General features: G+C 70.9%; 17 protein-coding genes and 1 pseudogene. 10 read left to right on the top strand and 8 right to left on the bottom strand.

Going from position 1 to position 20,453, the window contains the following annotated elements; all coding sequences use genetic code 11:
- The first annotated feature begins 359 nt into the window (after nt 1–359).
- The gene (locus KUM49_RS36180; protein WP_217241201.1) at nt 360–605 is read left to right on the top strand and encodes a DUF5133 domain-containing protein; all 246 of its coding nucleotides are present in this window, start codon (nt 360–362) and stop codon (nt 603–605) included.
- A 46-nt stretch (nt 606–651) separates the two neighbouring features.
- Here the strand turns inward: KUM49_RS36180 and KUM49_RS36175 are convergent, their stop codons facing one another.
- A complete protein-coding gene (locus tag KUM49_RS36175; protein WP_217241200.1) occupies nt 652–1,014 on the bottom strand; it encodes a hypothetical protein in 363 nt (120 codons plus the stop codon).
- A 220-nt stretch (nt 1,015–1,234) separates the two neighbouring features.
- Between KUM49_RS36175 and KUM49_RS36170 the strand changes: the two genes are divergently transcribed.
- Both KUM49_RS36170 and KUM49_RS36165 read left to right on the top strand, forming a co-directional pair.
- Nucleotides 1,235–2,968, top strand: a complete 1,734-nt coding sequence (locus tag KUM49_RS36170; RefSeq protein WP_217241199.1) for a serine/threonine-protein kinase — start codon at nt 1,235–1,237, stop codon at nt 2,966–2,968.
- Nucleotides 2,969–3,222: 254 nt separating this feature from the next.
- Nucleotides 3,223–4,038 carry an SAM-dependent methyltransferase gene (locus KUM49_RS36165; RefSeq protein WP_217241198.1) on the top strand — a complete coding sequence of 272 codons (816 nt, stop codon included), beginning with the start codon at nt 3,223–3,225 and terminating at the stop codon, nt 4,036–4,038.
- Between the two features lie 67 nt (nt 4,039–4,105).
- Here the strand turns inward: KUM49_RS36165 and KUM49_RS36160 are convergent, their stop codons facing one another.
- The 3 genes from KUM49_RS36160 to KUM49_RS36150 form a co-directional block, all read right to left on the bottom strand.
- Nucleotides 4,106–4,948 carry an alpha/beta fold hydrolase gene (locus KUM49_RS36160; protein ID WP_217241197.1) on the bottom strand — a complete coding sequence of 281 codons (843 nt, stop codon included), beginning with the start codon at nt 4,946–4,948 and terminating at the stop codon, nt 4,106–4,108.
- A 4-nt stretch (nt 4,949–4,952) separates the two neighbouring features.
- Nucleotides 4,953–5,570, bottom strand: a complete 618-nt coding sequence (locus KUM49_RS36155; RefSeq protein ID WP_217241196.1) for a dihydrofolate reductase family protein — start codon at nt 5,568–5,570, stop codon at nt 4,953–4,955.
- A gap of 113 nt (nt 5,571–5,683) precedes the next feature.
- Nucleotides 5,684–6,925, bottom strand: coding sequence for a SpoIIE family protein phosphatase (locus tag KUM49_RS36150; protein WP_308406920.1), 1,242 nt, complete (start codon nt 6,923–6,925; stop codon nt 5,684–5,686).
- 310 nt (nt 6,926–7,235) lie between these two features.
- Between KUM49_RS36150 and KUM49_RS36145 the strand changes: the two genes are divergently transcribed.
- Both KUM49_RS36145 and KUM49_RS36140 read left to right on the top strand, forming a co-directional pair.
- Complete coding sequence (locus KUM49_RS36145; protein WP_217241195.1) at nt 7,236–7,667, top strand: NfeD family protein; 432 nt, start codon at nt 7,236–7,238, stop codon at nt 7,665–7,667.
- Nucleotides 7,668–7,671: 4 nt separating this feature from the next.
- Entirely contained in the window at nt 7,672–8,709 is a 1,038-nt protein-coding gene (locus tag KUM49_RS36140) for an SPFH domain-containing protein (RefSeq protein ID WP_217241194.1), read from the top strand.
- A gap of 119 nt (nt 8,710–8,828) precedes the next feature.
- Here the strand turns inward: KUM49_RS36140 and KUM49_RS49035 are convergent.
- From KUM49_RS49035 to KUM49_RS36130, 3 genes and pseudogenes are all read right to left on the bottom strand, one after another.
- Nucleotides 8,829–9,283, bottom strand: a pseudogene (locus KUM49_RS49035) (SAM-dependent methyltransferase); the annotation flags it as partial.
- 35 nt (nt 9,284–9,318) lie between these two features.
- Nucleotides 9,319–9,528 carry a hypothetical protein gene (locus KUM49_RS36135; RefSeq protein ID WP_217241193.1) on the bottom strand — a complete coding sequence of 70 codons (210 nt, stop codon included), beginning with the start codon at nt 9,526–9,528 and terminating at the stop codon, nt 9,319–9,321.
- Nucleotides 9,529–9,598: 70 nt separating this feature from the next.
- Nucleotides 9,599–11,224 carry a PucR family transcriptional regulator ligand-binding domain-containing protein gene (locus tag KUM49_RS36130; RefSeq protein WP_308406919.1) on the bottom strand — a complete coding sequence of 542 codons (1,626 nt, stop codon included), beginning with the start codon at nt 11,222–11,224 and terminating at the stop codon, nt 9,599–9,601.
- A gap of 271 nt (nt 11,225–11,495) precedes the next feature.
- Here KUM49_RS36130 and KUM49_RS36125 point away from each other — a divergent pair, with 271 nt between their 5' ends.
- Genes KUM49_RS36125 through KUM49_RS36115 form a run of 3 tightly spaced genes read left to right on the top strand, consistent with a single transcriptional unit; the run spans nt 11,496 to nt 17,070 of the window.
- Nucleotides 11,496–12,764 (top strand): aspartate aminotransferase family protein, encoded by a 1,269-nt coding sequence (locus KUM49_RS36125; protein WP_217241191.1) that lies wholly within the window; start codon nt 11,496–11,498, stop codon nt 12,762–12,764.
- Nucleotides 12,761–15,634, top strand: coding sequence for an FAD-binding and (Fe-S)-binding domain-containing protein (locus KUM49_RS36120; protein ID WP_217241190.1), 2,874 nt, complete (start codon nt 12,761–12,763; stop codon nt 15,632–15,634). Before KUM49_RS36125 ends, KUM49_RS36120 begins: the two co-directional genes overlap by 4 nt.
- Nucleotides 15,631–17,070: an NAD-dependent succinate-semialdehyde dehydrogenase gene (locus KUM49_RS36115; RefSeq protein WP_217241189.1), complete on the top strand. Its 1,440-nt coding sequence runs from the start codon at nt 15,631–15,633 to the stop codon at nt 17,068–17,070. The genes KUM49_RS36120 and KUM49_RS36115 overlap by 4 nt, the downstream gene beginning before the upstream one ends.
- Nucleotides 17,071–17,200: 130 nt before the next feature.
- Here KUM49_RS36115 and KUM49_RS36110 read toward each other — a convergent pair whose 3' ends face one another.
- Entirely contained in the window at nt 17,201–17,944 is a 744-nt protein-coding gene (locus KUM49_RS36110; RefSeq protein WP_217241188.1) for an IclR family transcriptional regulator, read from the bottom strand.
- A gap of 285 nt (nt 17,945–18,229) precedes the next feature.
- Between KUM49_RS36110 and solA the strand changes: the two genes are divergently transcribed.
- Complete coding sequence (gene solA, locus KUM49_RS36105) at nt 18,230–19,369, top strand: N-methyl-L-tryptophan oxidase (RefSeq protein WP_217241187.1); 1,140 nt, start codon at nt 18,230–18,232, stop codon at nt 19,367–19,369.
- Nucleotides 19,370–19,371: 2 nt separating this feature from the next.
- Nucleotides 19,372–20,433 carry a succinylglutamate desuccinylase/aspartoacylase family protein gene (locus tag KUM49_RS36100; RefSeq protein WP_254402318.1) on the top strand — a complete coding sequence of 354 codons (1,062 nt, stop codon included), beginning with the start codon at nt 19,372–19,374 and terminating at the stop codon, nt 20,431–20,433.
- The last annotated feature ends 20 nt before the right edge of the window (nt 20,434–20,453 follow it).

The following is a 20,453-nucleotide window of genomic DNA, read 5'->3' as shown; positions in this document are numbered from 1 at the left end:
CTGGTCGGGCCGCTGCCGTCGGATGGAGCGGCCCGCGAGTTCATAGATGCCCCATGGCCTCTTCCTCACACACGACCGGATCTCGCATCGCCCCTCTCGCGTGCCGTCCGGTCGGCAGCGCTGCAGTCACCAGGACGAAGCAGTCCCCCTCGGGCGCCGGCCGCGGCCGCACCGCGATACAGACGTGGGGCGGGCCGAAGGGCTGCGGGCACGGTGGCATATACCTCCCGTTGCGGGGCACTTGAAGGCCTGCTTGACGTGTCCGGTGGTGAGCCGTGGCGTCAGAGCCTAGATGCAGTCAGTTCCTCGCAGGGCTGCCGGCTGCCCGGTGGGAGGGGCTTTGAGGGAGAGGTATCACCGTGATCATTCCTGCGGAGAAGGAACTTCGTGCCGTGCTGGCCCGGTTCGCTCAGGCACGTATCGAGCATGACGTGCGCCCCACCGGCCGCACCAGCCGGGATCTTGAAGACTCCACGTACACGCTGTGCGTGATGACCGGAGCCCGCACCGCTGATGAGGCTCTGCTCGCGGCCGATGCACTGCTGGAGCAGTACAGCGGGAGCCATGTGAGCACCTCCCAGGAGGATGAGACGCTGGCCGCGTAAGACGGATCACCCTGTGCCTGCCGCTGCGTCAGGCCAGATCACTCTGTCAAGAGCGTGGCTGCAGCCAACGATGCGCGGCGGCCAGCGTCACCTCGATGTCGTCGCTCCATGAGCAGACTTCCAGCCACGACAGGTAGCCGCCCTGCACGAAGGCCAGGACTTCGCCGGGGCATTCACCGGCCTCGGTGACGAGTTGCGCTTCGGCCGCCACGACAGTGCCGGGGCCGGTGGGCGCGGGTTCGACGTCGCTGGTGTCGAGTGCGAAGTAGGCGGTACCGCACCCGCACGTGCAGCGCGCTCGCACGCTGAGGTGCGAAACCTGCCGCCGGAGCGCGGTATGAGCCGGATTGTCCTTGTTCAGGACTGCCGCCAGCACGTCGGCCACGTCGGCGGGCAGGCTCTCGGTCATCCCGTCACCGTATCTGCCAGGGGCTTGTGGCTCGGACCGTGCTCGGCGCGTGGGGCAGGACCACCCTGATCGTGGACTGAGCCCATGCTCCCGCGCGATGGCCGGATCAGGCCGGCGCACCATCAGCGGAAGGACGCGGAACCGGTGCGCTTGGGCGGCCCGTCGTGGGGCCGTCCGTGTGCGGCGATCGGCGTCGGTGGCGGGAACTAAGCTCCCGTCCATGAGTGAGGCAGACAGAGGCGCCGGGAGACGAGTCGTCGACGGCCGTTTCGAGTTGGAGTCCCGCCTCGGTGGCGGTGGGATGGGGACGGTCTGGCGGGCCAGGGACCTCGTGCTGCACCGGTTGGTGGCGGTCAAAGAGGTCCGCCCGCCCGACCGGGACTTGGCCGAATACGATCCCGAAAGCGCGCGGATGCTGCGCGAACGCGTGCTGCGCGAGGCCAGGGCCCTGGCGCGGATCGACCATCCGAACGTCGTCACCATCCACCACGTGGTCGACGGCGGCGACGGCACGTACCCGTGGATCGTCATGGAGCTGGTCAGCGGTGGCTCGCTGGCCGACCGGCTGGCCCAGGGACCGATGCCGCCGATCGAGGCGGCGCGGATGGGAAGGGGAGTGCTGGCCGCGCTCGGCGCTGCGCACGACACCGGTGTCCAGCATCGGGACGTCAAGCCGGCCAACGTTCTGCTGCGGCCCGACGGGCGTCCCGTCCTCACTGACTTCGGCATCGCCGCCATCCGTGAGATGACCAGCCTCACGGCCACCGGCTCCATGATCGGTACGCCCGACTTCATGGCGCCGGAGCGCATCTCGGGGCACGAGGGCGGATCCGCCTCCGACCTCTGGTCGCTGGCGATGATGCTGTACACGGCCGTAGAGGGGCACCACCCCATGCGCCGGGGTACTACCTTGGCCACCCTCGCCGCGGTCCTCTACGACGACGTGCCGCCGCCGGTGCGAGCCGGCGCCCTGCAGGACGCCCTGACGAGGGTGCTCGTGCGGGACCCGGCGGCGCGGCCGTCCGCCGCTGTGCTGGACCGAATGCTGGCCCAGGTCGAGTCGGGGCCGGGCCGCCGGGCGGCCTCGCGCGAGGAGCCCACCTCTTACCCCACCTCCTACCCGCTGAACCCGCCGTCGGCCTCTGCGATGCCGGTTGCCGGTGCCGGCACGGCCGTTCCTGCGCACACGGGCGCCCCCGCCGGCTTCGGGCCGCCGCCGGGTTACCCCTACCAGGGACAGGCCATGCCCCAGCCGGTGACCGCGCCCGTGCGGGCCGAACGCCGACGCACCTCCGGCTCGACTGTCCTGCTGAGCCTCGCGGCAACTTCGCTCGCCGGAACCGTGGCCCTGCTGTGGTGGCTGCTGCCCTTCGGAGGCGACTCGGGTGAGCCGGATGCGGGTGCCTCCCCTTCCAGGTCAGCTCCACAGGCGACCGCTGCACCGACCGCCGCGTCCCCGGCCGCGCAGCAGTCGCAGGAGTCGCAGGAGTCGGAGACCACCGACCTGCTGACGCCGGGCGGCATTCGCACCGCCATCGCAGCGTTCAAGGAGGAGACCGGCCGGGACATGTTCGGCGACTTCACCGTCTACCCGGAGTACGTGTCGGCCCAGCTGATGGTCAACGGCAGCACCACCAAGTTCGACTCCTACACCTACTACGCCGAACGGGGTGTCGAGAAAGGCATCATCTCGGGCACCCTGTCCAGCTCCGACCTGCCGGTCAGTCTCGACGGATTCAACTGGGACAAGGTGCCGGCGCTCCTCAAAGAGGCGGAAAAGAAACTCAACGTCGACGATCCGGAATCCCGCTACTTGGTGGTGAGACAGCCCGACGACGTCTTCGACACCCCGGCCGGAATGGCCATCTATCTGACGGACAAGTACAGCAGGGGCGGTTACCTGGAGACCGACACCGAGGGCAAGGTGACCAGGGTGCTGCGCGCAGAGGACTGACCTGGTCTGCGGCACGCTCCACGTCTGGGCTCACTCGGGCTTTCGCCCGGGCAGGCGGCCCGCCGCCCCCTACACGCCCCGGCCGCTGATGGACCCCAGCACCCCTCCGTGCCGCCCGGCGTGGGCGTCCCCCATCGTGCCAGGCGTCACTGACCGACAGCCGGAAAACCTGAACTAGTGGGTGAATGCCGGGTGTTCGGACATAGGTTGTGCCGTAAATGATCCACGCCTCGGTTGAAGGACGGACACGAGTGATGACCGACCCTGTGACGACGCCCGAACCAGCGAAGCATCAGAAGATCGACACGTCGGTTCCGCACTCCGCCCGCATCTGGAACTACTGGCTCGGCGGTAAGGACAACTATCCCGTCGACGAGGAGGCCGGTGACGCGTACACCGCAGTCTTCCCCGGCATCGTCACCATCGCCCGGTCCAGCCGTGCCTTTCTGCGCCGCAACATCACGTACCTCGTGTCCGAGGCGGGCATCTGGCAGTTCCTGGACGTCGGCACCGGCCTTCCGACCGCTCAGAACACCCACGAGGTCGCTCAAGGGCTCGCCCCCGAGACGCGGATCGTCTACGTCGACAACGATCCGATGGTCCTCGCCCACGCCCGCGTCCTGCTCCACTCCGCCCACGAGGGCGCGACCGCCTACATCGACGCCGACGTGACGGACCCGGACCGCATCCTCGCGGCCGCCGCCGAGACACTGGACTTCGAACGTCCCACCGCACTCATCCTCAGCAACATCCTGGGCCACGTCGCCGACTACGATCAGGCCCGCTCCATCGTCACCCGGCTGATGGGTGCCCTGCCCTCGGGCAGTTACCTCTCCATCAACGACGGGTCACGCGGCATCGACCCCGTCTTCGAGCAGGCCCAGGACGCATACAACAACAGCGGCGCCGCCCCGTACATCCTGCGCACGGCCGACGAGATCACCACCTTCTTCGACGGCTTGGAACTCATCGAACCGGGCGTCGTCTCGGTATCGCAGTGGCGCCCGGAGCACGGTTCGCCCAGCCCGGAGGTCGTCGCCGAGCACGGCGGTCTCGCCCGGAAGGCGTGACTGACACCGGGAGAAAAGCCGCTGCCGTACGGCAGCCCCTGCGCGGATGCCGTACCCGCGCCGTCCTCTACCCGAGCGTGAGCATCGCCTCGGCGACCTCGCCGACCGCCGCGTCGGGGATCGTTGTGGCGGCCTCCTCGAGGACGAGCAGCCGAGCCCCGGGGATCTCTCGCGCGATCGCCTCGCCGTTGCCGACGGGGAAGAACCGGTCGCGGCGACCGTGGACGACGAGCGTGGGGATCTCGATCTCGGGCAGACACTCGCGCCAGCGGGGTGTGCAGTCGAGCCGGGAAAACACCATGCCCATCTGGTTGGCCATCTGGACCGGGGGTGCGGTGCCGGGCGTGCGGTCCCAGATGCGCGCGGCGATCACGCGGGCGCCGACGGGGTCGTCGCCGAGGATCTCCGCACCGGAGGCGGCGAACTCCGCCACCGCCTCGCGGTCGGCCCAGTCGGGCATCGGATGCGAGAACAGCCGGCTCATCGTCGACTGGTCATGGTCGGGGAGGTCGTCGTCGGGCGGGCCGGGCGCAACCGCGCGGGTGCCGACCAGGGTGAGCGCCGAGAACGCGCCCGGATGGTCGAGCACGGCCACCTGGGCGACCATGCCGCCGACGCCGATCCCCGCGAGGTGCGCGGGCCCGCCGCCGAGCGCGTCAGCAAGGGCCGCCGCGTCGGCGGCGAGGTCGCGCAGGGTGTAGGCGGGCGCCTCCGGGTCCGCCGTCGTCGATTCTCCGCTGTCGCGCAGGTCGTAGCGCACGACGCGGCGCCCGCCGGCGGCCAGGCGCTCGCACAGTGCGTCCGGCCAGGAGAGCATCGTCGTCCCGCCCGCGAGCAGGACGAGCGGCGCGTCGTCGTCACCGAACGACTCGACGCCCAAGGCGATCTCATGGACGTTGACGGTGGTCATCGGGTCACCTCAGGACGTCGTAGGTCAGGTGCGTCGCGGTCGATGTCGAGGTCACGCTCCGCTGCACGAGAGTGCGCGGAGTTCCGCCGGTGAACAGTGGTGTCCCGGCGCCCAGTACGACGGGCGCGAGGTGCAGCGTCAGCGCGTCGACCAGCCCGGCGTCGAGCGCCGAGCCGATCGTGGTGCCACCGCCCATGAGGACGACGTCGAGGTCCTTGCCGCTGTCCGACGACGCCGCCTCGGCGCGCTCGCGCGCGGCGGTGACGGCGTCGGGCAGACCGGTGGTGACGAACGTCCAGTCGAGGTCGGAGAGCCGCACCGACTCCGGCGGCGAGCTGGTCACGACGATGAACGCGGGCTTGCCGACCTCGTCGGCGCCGTAGCCGGTCTTGTCGTCCCAGCCGTTCGGCCCGTCGACCACGTCGAAGAGGTGGCGGCCGAGGACGACGGCGCCCGAGCGGGCGGTGGCCTCGCGCAGAACCCGGCGGTCGTCGGGGTCGTCGGAAAACGCCCAGGTGTGCAGGGCTTCGCCGCCGGTGCCCAGACCATTGGCCGGGCCAGGGTCGGGCCCGGTGACGAAGCCGTCGAGGGAGACCGAGATGTCAGCGATGATTCGAGTCATGCCAGGGCAGACCTGATCCGCCGTGCGAACTCATCGCTGCCGCATACACCGTGTGTCGGACGTGAACCCGATTGCAGGACGCCCAAAGCGGCACGTCGGACGTACAGCGCAGGTCACAGGCGGAGGACGATCAGGGCGATGTCGTCGCGGGCGCCGCTGCTGACGCCGAAGTGCGCGAGCAAGGCGTCGGCGAGACGTTCGGGGTTGTGGCGGGCATGGCGGGCGAGCGCGTCGGTGAGGCGTCGCAGACCGGCATCGATGTCCTCGCCGCGGCGTTCGATGAGGCCGTCGGTGTAGAGCACGAAGGTGTCGCCAGGGGTGTAGGGCAGGTCGGCCTGGAGGCGGGGGACGGGTTCGGGGCGTGCCCCCAGCGGAGGGTCGGTGGCCCGGTCGAGAAGATCGCAGGTGCCGTCCGGGTGGAGCAGGACGGGGGGTGGGTGGCCGGCGCAGCTGTACATGATGCGGCGAGCGCGGGTGTCGACGACGGCCTGGACGACGGTGGTGGCCAGCGCGCCCTCCACGTAGCGGGCATACAGGCCCAGGACGTCCAGGGCTCTCGCGGGCCCTTCCACGGCTCGGATGACGGCGGACAACGCGCTGCGGAGCATGCCCATGACGGCGGCGGCCTCCAGGCCGTGGCCGACGACGTCCCCGACCGCGACGGCGAATCTGTTCTCGGGCAGGTCGACCACCTCGTACCAGTCGCCGCACACGTTGAGTGACCCGGCTGCGGGCAAGTAGCGCACTGCGGTGTCCCGGTGCCGTGCCAGGTGGGGCGAGTGGAGCATGGCCTCCTGCAAGGTGACGGCGACCTGGCGTTCCCGGGCGTGGGCCTGGCGCAGTTCCTCGTTCAGCCGATGGAGCTCGCGCGCCCGCGCATACAGCTCGACCTCCATCGCCTCCACGTCGCTGAGCGCCCCGCCGCCTCGCGGGCGAGGGTGGGAGAGGATGAACGAGGTCACGTCCTCCCCCCGGTGGATGATCCACTTTACCTGCCCGTCCGGCCCGAGCACCGGTGTGTTGATCGCGGACCACCACCGCTCCTCGAACACGCCGGGCCGGTCGGCCACAGGAATGTCGTACTTCATCGGCGCCATCGTGTCCGGCTTCTTCGAGCGCAGGACCCGGTGCAGGGAGGCGTGCAGGTTGCGTACCCCGTCAGCATCCGGGTCCGCCGGATTGTCAGGGAAGGCGTCGAAGAGGTACCGCCCGAGCAGATCCTCCGGAGTTCGGCCGGTCACCCGACAGGCCGCCTCATTGACGTCGGCGAGCACCAGATCGGGGCCCAGCACCATGCAAGGGCTGGGGGTGACCGTGAACAGCGCCTGGTAGTCGATGCCCGGCCTCCTCGCCACACGCTGCGGCCGTGCATCCTCATCAGGGCTGCTCTCGTCCCTCACCCTTACGTTCTACCGTTCGTCGGCGCCCTCGGCACCTGGGCACATCGCCTTCCCCCGGCCCCGCTGGGGCCGGCAGTGAAGGACCGGCCTCGTCGTCCCGTCCACCTGATCGCAGAGCGGCTCGCGCCCTACCCCGATTGCGCCAGTACCCCCCGATCGTTCGGCGGGGATTCCTTTACCTGGGGGTATCGCGGCTATCCCCTATCGGGGTCCAATGGTAAGGAGTTGGGCCCTTCGCGCACGCACCGGTCAGAAGAGGCACGCAATGGATCCATGGCTGATCTGGTTGATCATCGCAGCCGTGCTGGCTGCGGCGGAGATCTTCACCCTTACCGCTGCGCTCGGAATGCTGAGTGCGGCCGCATTGGTCACTGCGGGGTCCGCGGCGGTCGGCCTGCCGCTGCCCTTGCAGTTCTTGGTGTTCACCGTCGTCGCTACCGTCACCGTGCTGTTCGTGCGCCCCATTGCGCTGCGCCACGTCCTCCAGCCACAAGCGGAACGGTTCGGCGTGGACGCACTGGTCGGCAGGGCTGCGTATGTCGTCTCGGAGGTGACGGGCCTGGGCGGCAGGGTCCGTATCGACGGCGACGAGTGGACGGCCCGCGCCTACGACGAGACGCTGGTGATTCCTCCTGGAAAGACCGTCGACGTCATGGAGATCAGTGGCGCCACCGCGATCGTCTACCCCCGGGACTGAAAACATGGAAATCTCGGCGTTCCTCATTGCCGGCCTGATCGTCGCGCTGATCGCGGTTTTCACCGTGGTGCGGGCGGTCCGTATCGTGCCCCAGGCACGTGCTCGTAATGTCGAGCGGCTAGGCCGCTATCACCGGACCCTGACTCCCGGCCTCAGCCTCGTGATCCCTTACATCGACCGTGTTCATCCAGTGATCGATCTGCGCGAACAGGTTGTTTCCTTCAAGCCGCAGCCGGTTATCACCGAGGACAACCTGGTTGTCGAGATCGACACCGTGCTGTACTTCCAGGTCACCGACCCGCGAGCGGCTTTCTACGAGATCGCGAATTTCCTTCAGGGGGTCGAGCAGCTCACGGTCACGACCTTGCGCAACGTCGTGGGATCCATGGACCTGGAAAAGACGCTCACCTCACGGGACACCATCAACAGCCAGCTCCGTGGCGTGCTGGACGAGGCCACCGGAAAGTGGGGGCTGAGGGTCAACCGCGTGGAGATCAAGGCCATCGACCCTCCTCAGTCCATCAAGGACGCGATGCAGAAGCAGATGCGAGCCGAGCGGGACAAGCGGGCCGCGATTCTCGGCGCCGAGGGCCAGCGCCAGTCGCAGATCCTCACCGCCGAAGGCGACAAACAGGCCGCTGTCCTGCGCGCGGAGGGCAACCGTACCGCTGCGATCCTCCAGGCCGAGGGCCAGTCCCGGGCCATCGACGAGGTGTTCCAGGCCGTACATCGCAACGACCCCGACCCCAAGCTGCTCGCCTACCAGTACCTTCAGACGCTGCCCCAGCTCGCGCAAGGCTCGGGCAACAACTTCTGGGTGATCCCGAGCGAGATCACCTCCGCGCTGCAGGGCGTGTCCCGCGCCTTCACCGAGGTGCTGCCCCAGTCGCCGGCCACCCGCGACAAGCCCCCGGACGACATGGTTGCCCAGGCCGCCAACGACAAGGCTCAGGCGGAAGAAGCGGCTGCCGAGGCCCTCGCCGACGCAGCCAAGGCCGAGGGCGTCACTCCCGATGCCCTCCCGTCTCACCCGCCTCGCTGAGGCGGCGGGTGGCGTCTCTGCCCGCGCGACCCTCACACGGGAAGGGTGCGCAGGCAGACGCTGACCGACTCCGACGTGGATGACCCGAGCCAGGCCGCGGACCTACTCCGCGCACGAGGTCATGCGGCGGGCAGAGGAGCCGGTTCGGCGGAGTCCTTCCACCATACGAAGACCTCGGTGCTCGGTTGGCGTTCGGAGAACCGGCCCGACGGCGAGGTCTCTCGCAGGAGTCGACGCAGGTCTGCCTCGAAGTCAGCGCGGCGCGGGCCGAACAGGTGCGGAGCCGAGAATGACATCGAGAAGACCCCGGCGACGACGTCGTCAGCTGTGCGTTCCAGAGGCCGGCCGCCGGGAATGACATGGCGCTGTGGGCCGGAGAATCCCGCCCGGGCGAACACCGCGGCCTCACCCCCGGTGTTTCTGGGGCAGCACGCCCCGGCCGGCTCGCCGGACCGCCCCGAGGTAGTGCCTGACCAACTCCTGCCGCGGAGGGCTCCGCCGGATACGGCAGACCGTCGACGGTTCGGGTCTCCGTTTTCACGTCAGCGATGTGCACCAGCGCCCCGCCAGGCTGGCCAAAGGGCTGCAGTCGATGCGGCCGGACGATCGTCAGGCGTCGAAAACTCGGGCCTCGCAGCGGCTCCATGCACGTCGGGTGGTGTGGCGCATCCTGATCGGCGCGCCGAGCTCGATGCGGCGCTCGCCGACCTCGAGGCGCAGGCGAAGTGGCGCAGACGCCTTGGCGAGTGCCTGCGCGGTGACCTCCGGGTCACCGACCTCCGCCACCAGGCCGAGCCCGCCGCGCCGACGGGGCGACACGTCACCGCGGAGGCAGGCCGCTCACTGAACCCGTGCCTCGTTCCGGGCCGAGGCCGCAGCTCGTTCCACGTCAGTGGGCTCGCAGCACATCGAGTGCCATGAGGGCCGCGTGGAGTTCGGTGCGCTGTTCGCCGGACTCCAGGTCGCGGTCGAGGAGACGCTCGATGGTGCGCAGGCGCTGGTACATGGTTTCGCGGGAGAGGCCGCCCCGGCGTGCGGCGGTGGTCTTGTTGCCGGCCGCTTCGAGGTAGTGCCGCAGGGTCGTCAGCAGGTCGGTGCCGTGCTGGGTGTCGTGATCGATGAGGCGCCCGAGCTGCTGTTCGGCGTACTCCTGGATCCGGATGTCCTCCCGGAGGGCGTACAGCAGGCGGTGCAGGCCGAGGTCGGACAGTTCGTGGAAGGACCGGTCCGGGGGGAGGGGCTGGCCGGGTGGGGTGGCCTCGGCGACGCGGGCCGCCTCACGGAACGAGCGGGCGGTGTCGGAGAGGTCCGTGATCTCCGAGCCGACGCTCACCACGGCTTGGGGGGCCAGGCTCAGTACGGTGCTGCACAGTCGTTCGACGATGGGGCGCCAGGGTTGGGAGGGGCGCAGAGCCAGCAGGATGCCGAGGCGGTCGGGGGCCAGCTCGCCGACGAGTGCCGAGACGCCGGCCGTCCGGAGCTCCTGGAACAGGCGGGTCCCGGGCTCGGTTCCCCCGCTGCCCGTGCGGAGGTCCACCAGGGTCGCGACGAACCGGTTCTGGTCGGTCGGCAGTCCCAGCGCGGCGCAGCGGGCGCGGGCGTCCTCGGCGGAGCGGTGGCGCTGGTCGACCAGGTCGCGCAGGGCGTTTCGGTGCGCGGTGCGTTCCCAGGGGGTGGAATGGATGAGGCGGGCGACGGTCAGTGCCATCGCGGTCCGCTCCAGCACGGTGATGTCCTCCGGCCCGAAGGCGGGGCCGTCTGCGCGGGCCGGAAGCATGACCACACGGCCCCAGCGCTCGCCCTGGTACTCGACGGGTGCGGTGAGCCAGCCCACCGGGCCGCGTGTCGCCGTGTGGTCGTCGGTCCCGGTGGCTCTGGAGCGCTGTTCCCAACCGGTGAGCGCCTCCTCCACCGTGCCTCCGGACGGTTCGCAGATCAGTGCCTGGTGCACCAGGTTCTCCAGGACGACCGTGCGGCCGCACATCTCCGCCGCCGCACGCACCACGTCCTCCGGGCCGGCACCGCGCAGGGTCAGGGCGGTGAACACCTCGTGGATGCGCTGGGTGCGGCGCATCACGTCCGCCTGGTTGCCGAGCAGGAGGGCGTGCACGACCTGGGTGACCTCCAGGAAGTTGACGTCCTTGGCGAGCGTGACGAGGGGAAGGCCGCGCAGGCGGCAGGCGTCCACGAGTGCGTCCGGCGGGCGGTGATAGCGACGTACGAGTTCGATGACCAGCGCCGCGGCCCCGACGTCGGCGAGTTCGTCGACGTACCGGCGCACGCCGGCCACGTCGTCCGGGAGCGGCATTCCGGTGGTCAGGACGAGTTCGCCGCCCTTGAGGAAGGACGCGGGGTCGGTCAGTTCGGTGATGTGGACCCACCCGACCGGCCGCTCCAGGTGGGGCACGCCGGTGACGACCTGGGGTTGCCCGGCGGCCAGGACGGGAAGGGCCAGGACGTCGGCGACGGTGAGTGCGCGCGTGGGCCCATGGCCGGCCGGATGGCTGTTGTTCACGGTGTCTCCATGGGGTCCCCTGCCCGGGCACGGCTCCGTGCCCGGGAGTGTCCGGTCACTGTGACAAGCGTGGCTGACCTGCGCAAGAGCGGTCTGTGAGCAGTCGGAACCCGGCATGCCCCCGATGAGCACTCCACACAGCCCTCGGAGGGGCTGACACAACGTCCGGATGTCGCGGCCCGACCGGACACATCGCACGTTGGCGCACCCCTGGTCCGTGGAGATGCTCGGGATACCGCAGCAGACCAGACATCGAGGCCGGGAGACGAACATGACCGCACTGTCGCCGCACCTTCGCCAGGCCACGCCCGTGGTGGCGGTCCGGGGCGAGGGCGTTCACCTCTACGGCGAGGACGGCCGCCGCTACCTCGACTTCACCGCCGGCATCGGCGTCACCAGTACCGGGCACTGCCACCCGAAGGTCGTGGCGGCGGCGCAGGAGCAGGTGGGCACGCTGGTGCACGGCCAGTACACGACCGTCATGCACCGGCCGCTGCGGCAGCTCGTCGAGAAGCTGGGCGAAGTGCTGCCGGCCGGGCTCGACAGCCTGTTCTTCACCAACTCCGGCAGCGAGGCCGTCGAGTCCGCGCTGCGGCTGGCCCGTCAGGCCACCGGCCGTCCCAACGTCATCGTCTGCCACGGCGGCTTCCACGGCCGTACGGTGGCCGCCGCCTCCATGACGACGTCCGGCACCCGCTTTCGGTCCGGCTTCTCCCCGCTGATGAGCGGCGTGGTCGTCACCCCCTTCCCGTCGGCCTACCGCTACGGCTGGGACGAGGAGACCGCGACCCGCTTCGCCCTGAAGGAGCTCGACTACACCCTGCAGACGATCTCGTCGCCCGCCGACACGGCCGCGATCATCGTCGAACCGGTGCTCGGTGAGGGCGGCTACGTCCCCGCCACCCGGACGTTCATGGAAGGACTGCGGGAGCGGGCCGACCGGCACGGCTTCCTCCTCATCCTCGACGAGGTGCAGACCGGCGTCGGCCGCACGGGCCGCTTCTGGGGCCACGACCACTTCGGCGTCACCCCCGACATCCTCGTCACCGCCAAGGGCCTGGCCAGCGGCTTCCCGCTGTCCGGCATCGCCGCCTCCGAGGAGTTGATGGCCAAGGCGTGGCCGGGCTCGCAGGGCGGCACGTACGGCGCCAACGCCGTGGCCTGCGCGGCGGCCGTCGCCACCCTCGACGTCGTACACGACGAGAAGCTCGTGGAGAACGCCGAGGCGATGGGGGCCCGCCTGCGCCAGGGCCTGGAGGCGGTGGCCGACCGCACGCCGGGCATCGGCGACGTACGCGGCCTCGGGCTGATGCTGGCCTCCGAGTTCGTCACCGAGGACGGCAGCCCCGACCCCGACACCGCCGCCCGCGTGCAGCGCGCCGCGATCGACGAGGGCCTGCTCCTGCTGCTGTGCGGGGCCTGGAACCAGGTCGTGCGGATGATCCCGGCCCTCGTGATCGACGAGACGGCGGTGGACGAGGGACTCCAGGCGTGGGCGACTGCGGTCGAGGCCGGCACGTCAGGAGCGTCAGCACGATGAGCGACCCCCTCGCGCGGCTGACCGCCCGGCTCGCCGAGACCGCTCCCGGCCTGCGGGTGGAGACCGGCCCCGGCCCGACCGGTCCCTACGCCTACGACGCCTCCAACTACCGGGTCCCGCCGCAGGCCGTGGTCTTCCCCCGCGGCGCCGACGACGTGGTCGCGGTGGTGCGGGCCTGCCGGGAGACGGGCGTTCCGGTCACCGCGCGGGGCGGCGGCACCAGCATGGCCGGCAACGCGGTCGGGCCGGGTGTCGTCCTGGACTTCTCCCGGTACATGAACCGGATCCTGGACATCGACCCGGCCGCCGGGACCGCGCGCGTGGAGGCCGGAGTGGTCCTCGACGCGCTGCGCGGCGCGACCGCTCTGCACGGGCTCACGTTCGGCCCCGACCCGTCCTCGCACAGCCGCTGCACCCTGGGCGGCATGATCGGCAACGACGCGTGCGGCAACCGGTCGGTGCGGGACGGGCGGACCAGCAGCCACATCGAGGCCCTGGAGATCGTCACCGCCGACGGCGTGCGGGCCGTCGCGGACCGCACCGGTCTGCACCCGGTCGACCCCCGCGACGCCGACCTCGTCGCGCGACTCGAAGCGGACGTACGACGCCTGGTCTCGGACAACCTGGCACTCGTCCGTACCGAGCTGGGCCGCATCCCGCGCCAGGTCTCCGGCTACCAGCTGCACCACCTGCTGCCCGAGAACGGCTTCGACATGGCCCGCGCCCTCGTCGGGACCGAAGGCTCCTGTGCCGTCGTCACCGCCGCGAAGGTCCGCCTGATCGCCACCGCGCCGGCTGTGGCGCTGCTGGCCCTCGGCTACGACGACGTCGTCGACGCGGCCGAGGACGTCCCGGAGATCCTGCGCTGGTCGCCCAGTGCCGTGGAAGGCATGGACGAGGCGATCGTCGCCACTATGCGCGCCCGCCGCGGCCCCGACTCCGTCACCGGACTGCCCGAGGGCCGCGCCTGGCTCTACGTCGAACTCGACGGTGACGACGAGGCGACGGTCACCGCCCGCGCCGCCGAACTGCTGGAGGCGCTCAAGGCCGGGGGCCGGATGACCGGTGGGCGGGTCGTGGAGAGCGCGGCCGAGCGGCGTTCGCTGTGGCGGGTGCGCGAGGACGGGGCCGGTCTCGCCGCCCGTCTGGTGGACGGCGGGGAGTCCTGGCCCGGCTGGGAGGACTCGGCGGTCGCGCCCGAGGACCTGGCCGCCTATCTGCGGGACTTCCGCAAGCTGCTGGACTCGCACGGGCTGACCGGCGTCATGTACGGGCACTTCGGCGCGGGGTGCGTCCACGTGCGCATCGACTTCGACCTCGCCACGGACGAGGGCCGCACCGCCGCCCGTGGCTTCCTGCACGAGGCCGCAGCCCTGGTCGTCGCGCACGGCGGGACGCTGTCCGGCGAGCACGGCGACGGCCGGGCACGCGGAGAGCTGCTGGAGGTCATGTACAGCCACCGGATGATCCGCGCGTTCGCGGCCTTCAAGGAGGCCTTCGACCCCGAGGGCTTGCTGAACCCCGGCGTCATCGTGGCCCCGGCCCGACTCGATGCCGATCTCGCCCTGCACACGCCCCAAGTGCTGCCCGTCAGCACACTCTTCACCTTCCCGCACGACGAGGACGGCTTCGAAGGCGCTGTGCGCCGTTGCGTCGGCGTCGGCCGATGTCGCAGCGATGTCGGTGGCGTGATGTGTCCGAGCTACCGGGCCACGGGGGAGGAGAACGACTCCACCCGGGGCCGCGCCCGCCTGCTCCAGGAGATGGTGCGGGGGGAGACGGTGCGGGACGGCTGGCGCTCGACCGAGGTCAAGGACGCCCTCGACCTGTGCCTGTCCTGCAAGGCATGCTCCAGCGACTGCCCGGTCGGCGTCGACATGGCCACCTACAAGGCGGAGTTCCTGCACCAGCACTACAAGGGCAGGCTCAGACCCCGGTCCCACTACTCACTGGGCTGGCTGCCCCTCACCTCGGCCCTGGCCGGTTACGCCGCCCGACCGCTCAACGCGCTGCTGCGCGGGCCGGTCGGCAGGCTCCTCGCCCGCCTCGGAGGCGTGACCACGAAGCGCGCGATCCCGACCTTCGCCTCCCGGCGTGCCCTGCGCAAGGTCCTGCGCGCGGCGAAGACCGGCGAACCGGCGAAGGCCCTGCTCTTCGTCGACAGCTTCACGCGGGCCTTCCGCCCGGAGGTCGCGGGCGCCGCCGGCCGCGTGCTCGCCGACGCGGGGATCCCCTGCACGGCCGAGGACGGCCTGTGCTGCGGATTGACGTGGGTCAGCACCGGCCAGCTGTCCGTCGCCCGCCGCGTCATGGCCCGTACGGTCGCCCACCTCGACAACGGCGACGACCGGCCCATCATCGTGGCCGAACCCAGCTGCGCCGCCGCCCTGAAGCGTGACGTGCCCGAACTGCTCGGCACCGACGCCGCCCAGCGCGTCGCGGCCCGCGTCCGCACCTTCACCGGCGCCCTGACCGACCTGGCCGCGCCGGACTGGACCCCGCCGGAGTTGCCGGACCAGGTCGTCCTGCAGACCCACTGCCACGAGTACGCCACCTTCAAGGGCCACCACCCCCGCGACCTGCTCGGCCGCCTGGGCGTACGCAAGGTCGACGAGGCCGAGGGCTGCTGCGGACTCGCCGGGAACTTCGGCTTCGAGGAGCAGCACTACGACACCTCGATGGCCGTCGCCGACCTGGCTCTGAAGCCACGCCTCGACGGCATCGACGAGAACACGCCGACGGTCGTGGTGGCCGACGGTTTCAGCTGCGCCACCCAGATCGACCACCTCGCCGGCGACCGGGGCATCCGCGCCCTGCACCTCGCGGAGCTGCTCGACCCCACCGCCGATCAACCAGGAGGAACCCCATGACCGACACACCCACGCAGTTGTTCATCGGCGGGTCCTGGTCGGACGCCGCGGACGGCGCCACCATGCCCGTCGACGACCCCGCGACCGGTGAGATTCTCGCCCACGTCGCCGACGCCGGCGCCAAGGACGCCCAGCGCGCCGAGGAGGCCGCCGTCCAGGCGCAGGAGGAGTGGGCCCGTGCGGCGCCCCGGGTGCGCAGCGAGATCCTGCGCCGGGCGTACGAGATCGTCATCGAGCGCACCGACGAGCTGGCCCACCTGATGACGGCCGAGATGGGCAAGCCCCTGGCCGAGGCCAGGGGAGAGGTGGCGTACGCGGCCGAGTTCTTCCGCTGGTTCTCCGAGGAGGCCGTCCGTATCGAGGGCGGCCACGGCGTCCTGCCCGACGGCCGCAACCGCATGCTGCTCTCCCGCCGCCCGGTCGGCCCCTGTCTGCTGATCACCCCGTGGAACTTCCCGCTGGCCATGGGCACCCGCAAGATCGGCCCGGCGATCGCCGCCGGCTGCACGATGATCCTCAAGCCCGCCCCGCAGACCCCTCTGTCCAGCCTGGCTCTCGCCGCGATCCTCAAGGAGGCCGGGCTGCCGGACGGCGTGCTCAACGTCGTCACCACCTCCCGTGCGGGGGAGGTGTGCGAACCGCTCCTGCGCGGCGGGCGGATTCGCAAGCTCTCCTTCACCGGCTCCACCAACGTCGGACGCCTGCTGCTCGCCCAGAGCGCGGAGGCGGTCGTGCGGACCTCGATGGAGCTGGGCGGGAACGCGCCGTTCATCGTCTTCGAGGACGCCGACCTGGACAAGGCGGTCGACGGTGCGATGGTCGCCAAGATGCGCAACATGGGCGAGGCCTGCACCGCCGCCAACCGCTTCTTCGTCCACAGCTCGCTTGCGGAGGAGTTCGGGCGGCGCCTGGCCGAGCGCATGGGCGCGCTGGTCGTGGGCCCCGGCACCCGGGACGGCGTCGACGTCGGCCCTCTGATCGACAGGGCCGGACGGGCCAAGGTCGAGGAACTGGTGGCCGACGCGGTGGAGCGCGGTGCCCGGGTGCTCGTCGGCGGCCGTACGCCCGAAGGCCCGGGCTGCTTCTACCCGCCGACCGTACTCACGGACGTCGCCTCCGACAGCCGCCTGATGGACACGGAGATCTTCGGCCCGGTCGCGGCGATCCTCACCTTCGACGACGAGGACGAGGTGATCCGCCGGGCCAACGACACCCCCTGGGGTCTCGTCGGCTACGTCTTCACCGAGGGTCTGGACCGCGCCCTGCGGGTCAGCGAGCGTCTGGAGGTCGGCATGGTCGGTGTCAACACCGGCCTCGTCTCCAACCCGGCCGCTCCCTTCGGCGGTGTCAAGCAGTCCGGGCTGGGCCGTGAGGGCGGCCGGGTCGGGCTCGACGAGTTCCTGGAGTACCAGTACCTCGCGGTGCCTGTGCGATGACGGCGGTCCTGCCCTGACCTACGCCGCATCGCGCACCGCGCGGGCCACGCCGTCCCCGGCCGCTCTGTCCTCCTGGCCGGGCACGGACGGGGCCCTGCCTCGCCGCGGGCGGACCGGGCCGAAGGCGCCCTCAGCGCAGGTGGCGCGCGGTGATCTCCGCCGCCGTCTCGGTCACCAGTCGCCCCAGCTCCGGGAGCCGACCGGACTCGAAGCGTGAGTCCGGCAGGGAGACGGCCACGGCGGCCAGCGGGACGCCGTCGCCGTCCAGGACGGGAGCCGCGATGGCGCAGACCCCCTGGAGGTACTGGTTGTGGTTGACGGCGTAGCCACGCTCCCTGACCCGCCGGAGCTCCGTGCGCAGTTCCTCGGGGTCGGTGATGGTCTCCTCGCCGTACCCCTCGAACGTGCCCGTCGCGAACTCGTCGACCTCGGGATTCGGGAGATGGGCGAGGATCGCGTGCCCGGTGGCCGTGGCGTGCAGGGGTGAGGTGTCGCCGATGGTGTGGAAGGTCCGTACGGGGTGGTCGCAGTCGACGCGGTCGACGACGACCATGCTGTGCAGTGCGTCGGGCACCGACAGGTGGATGGTCTCGTTCACCGTGTCGCGGAGGCGGATCATGGGTTCGCGGGCGGCGGCGAACAGGCTGGAGCCCTGCAGGGCTGCGGGTCGTACGGCCAGTACCCGGGCGCCGATCTCCCAGCGCGTGGTGTCCCTGCGGTTCGCGCGCAGCCAGCCCGCCTCGGCCAGGGTGACCAGGGTGCGCTGCACCGTCGACTTCGGCAGGCCGAAGAGCTTCGTCAGCTCCCCGACGGTGACCGGCTGATGCTGGGCGACCGCCTCCAGGATGCGCAGCGATCTCGTGACGCTCTTCATTTCCATCCGGTTTCCCCCTGTTAATCCGCGGAATTTCTGCTGGACACCTCTTGACTCCCCACCGAGCCGCTGTCATTCTCGTGCCAGATTCTAGCACAGCGTTCCACAATGTGGCACGGCGCTCGACGGAGGAGATTCCGAAGAAGTGGGCCAGGGCCGCGAGACGCGGCGGCTGTGAGCCGAGGACCCGAGGAAAGGGCCCGGCCCCCGCCCAAACCACCTTGAATCAACCAGCCTCATGTCGGGCGCTCAGCATGCGCCTCGGCGATACGAAAGGAAAGTCCTGTGTCAGCTGCCAAGAAGCGCGTCGCCGTCGTCGGCGTCGGAACGATGGGCAGCCAGGCCGCCTGGCGGCTGGCGGCCCGCGGCGCCGAGGTCGTCGGGTACGACCGGTTCGCCCCGGGACACGACCGCGGCGCCGCCGGCGGTGAGACCCGGATCTTCCGCAGCGCGCACTTCGAGGACTCCCGCTATGTCCCGCTGCTCAAGCACGCCGACGCCCTGTGGGAGCAGCTGCAGGAGGAGACCGGCCGCGAGCTGCGCCGGCTGACCGGATGTCTGCTGATGGGGCCGACCGAGCACCACCAGATGGCCACCGTCCTGCAGTCCATCGCGGAGCACGACCTCGACCACGAGGTGCTCGATGTCGAGCTTCTGGCGAAACGTTTCCCCCAGTACCGCATCGAGGACGGCGACGCGGCCGTGCTCGACCGCCGAGCCGGTTTCATCCGCCCCGAGCTGACCATCCAGAGCGCCGCCCGCCGCGCCGAGCAGCTGGGCGCGGTGATCCACCGCTACAGCACGGTCCGCGAGATCGTCCCCGTCGCGGGCGGCGTCGAGATCCGCACCGACTCCGGCAGCGAGCGCTTCGACACCGTCGTCGTCACCCCTGGCCCCTGGGTCAACGACCTGCTGCCCGACCTGCCGTGGGAGGTGGACGTCCGCCGCCTGGTCAGCGCCTGGTACGTGCCGACCGCCCCCGAGGCCTGGTTCGGCGAGGAGCGCCCGGCGTTCATCCGGACCGCGCCCACCCACTGTTACGGCCTGCCCTCCCCGGACGGCATCTCGGTCAAGCTCGGCCTCTCCCGAGCCCTGCACCAGCCCGCGGGCGACCCGAACCAGCTGGACAGGACGGTGCAGCCCGAGGAACTGGAGATCTTCTCCGAGCTGATCGAGCGTCACATGCCGGACCTGAACCCGGACCCGACCCGGCTCTCCGTCTACATGGAGGGTTACACCGAGAGCAGCCGCCCCCTGGTCGGACCGCTGCCCGGCGCCGAGAACGTGATCCTGCTCGCCGGTTTCTCCGGCCACGGCTTCAAGCTCGCGCCCGCCTTCGGTGACATCGCCGCCGACCTGGCTCTGGACGGCACCTCGCCCCAGCCCATCGACTTCATCTCCACCGTCGGCCGTACGGAGGCATGACCATGAACGACGCCACCCTCACCGTCGGCTCCCTCGATGCCCAGCCCGGCACCAAGGCCCGCGGCACCGTCCGGGCCGACCTCGGCACCCTCACCGCGGACATCCCGCTGACCCTGGTCAACGGCTCCCGCCCCGGACCCCGAGTCGTCATCACGGCGGGCGTGCACGGCGGCGAGTTCACGCCCATCGACGCCGCCGTACGGCTGGCGGACCTGCTGGAGCCCGGCGAGGTGCACGGGCAGGTCATCATCTGCCCCGTCGCCAACCCGCCCGCCGTGTACGAGGGCCGGCTCAACATCTCCCCGGTCGACGGCGTGAACCTCAACCGCGTCTTCCCCGGCGACCCGGCCGGCGGCCCCACCGAGCGGCTGGCCGCCTGGCTCTTCACCCACCTGATAGACGGCGCCGACGTCTACGTCGATCTGCACTGTGGCGGCATCGACCAGGTTCTGCGGGACTTCGTCGGCTACCGCCTCACCGGTGACCCGGACCTGGACAAGGCCACGGCCGAACTGGCAGGCTCCTTCGGCATCGAGGACGTCATCCTCGGGCTGAAGGCCGACGGCGGCAACAGCCACGCGGCCGCCGCCCGCCGGGGCATCTCGGCGGTCCTGGTCGAGGTGGGATCGCTCGGACAGCGGGACGAGCCCACGGCCCTGAGCCGCGTCGACGGCCTCCTCACGGCACTGCGCCACCTGGGCGTCCTCGACCAGCAAGGCTCCGTCCCGGCCCCGATCCACGAATGGGTCTGGTCCGCCGGCGTCACCGCCGAGGCCACCGGCCTGTGGTACCCGGAGTTCGCCTTCGACGCCGACGTCATCGGCGAAGTGACCGAAGGCGACCTCCTCGGCCGCATCGTCGACCCTGCCGACGGCACGCAGCACACCGTCCACGCCCCCGCCGGCGGACGGATCTTCTACGGCATGCACGGCCTCACCGTCGCCCCCGGCGACGAACTCGCCGCCCTCGCCGTCCCGTGGGACCCCGACGCGGGCCCGAGCCCCGACACCCTCCGTACCCCCGGCGCGGGCCATGGGTCCGACGAGGCGGCTCCCCGCCCGTAATACCCCCGACCCCCCTGCCC

The sequence above is a fragment of the Streptomyces sp. AC555_RSS877 genome (genome assembly GCF_019049245.1).
Classification (GTDB): domain Bacteria; phylum Actinomycetota; class Actinomycetes; order Streptomycetales; family Streptomycetaceae; genus Streptomyces.
Note: the sequence above shows the minus strand (reverse complement) of the source record. Positions and strands in the feature narration are given on the sequence as shown.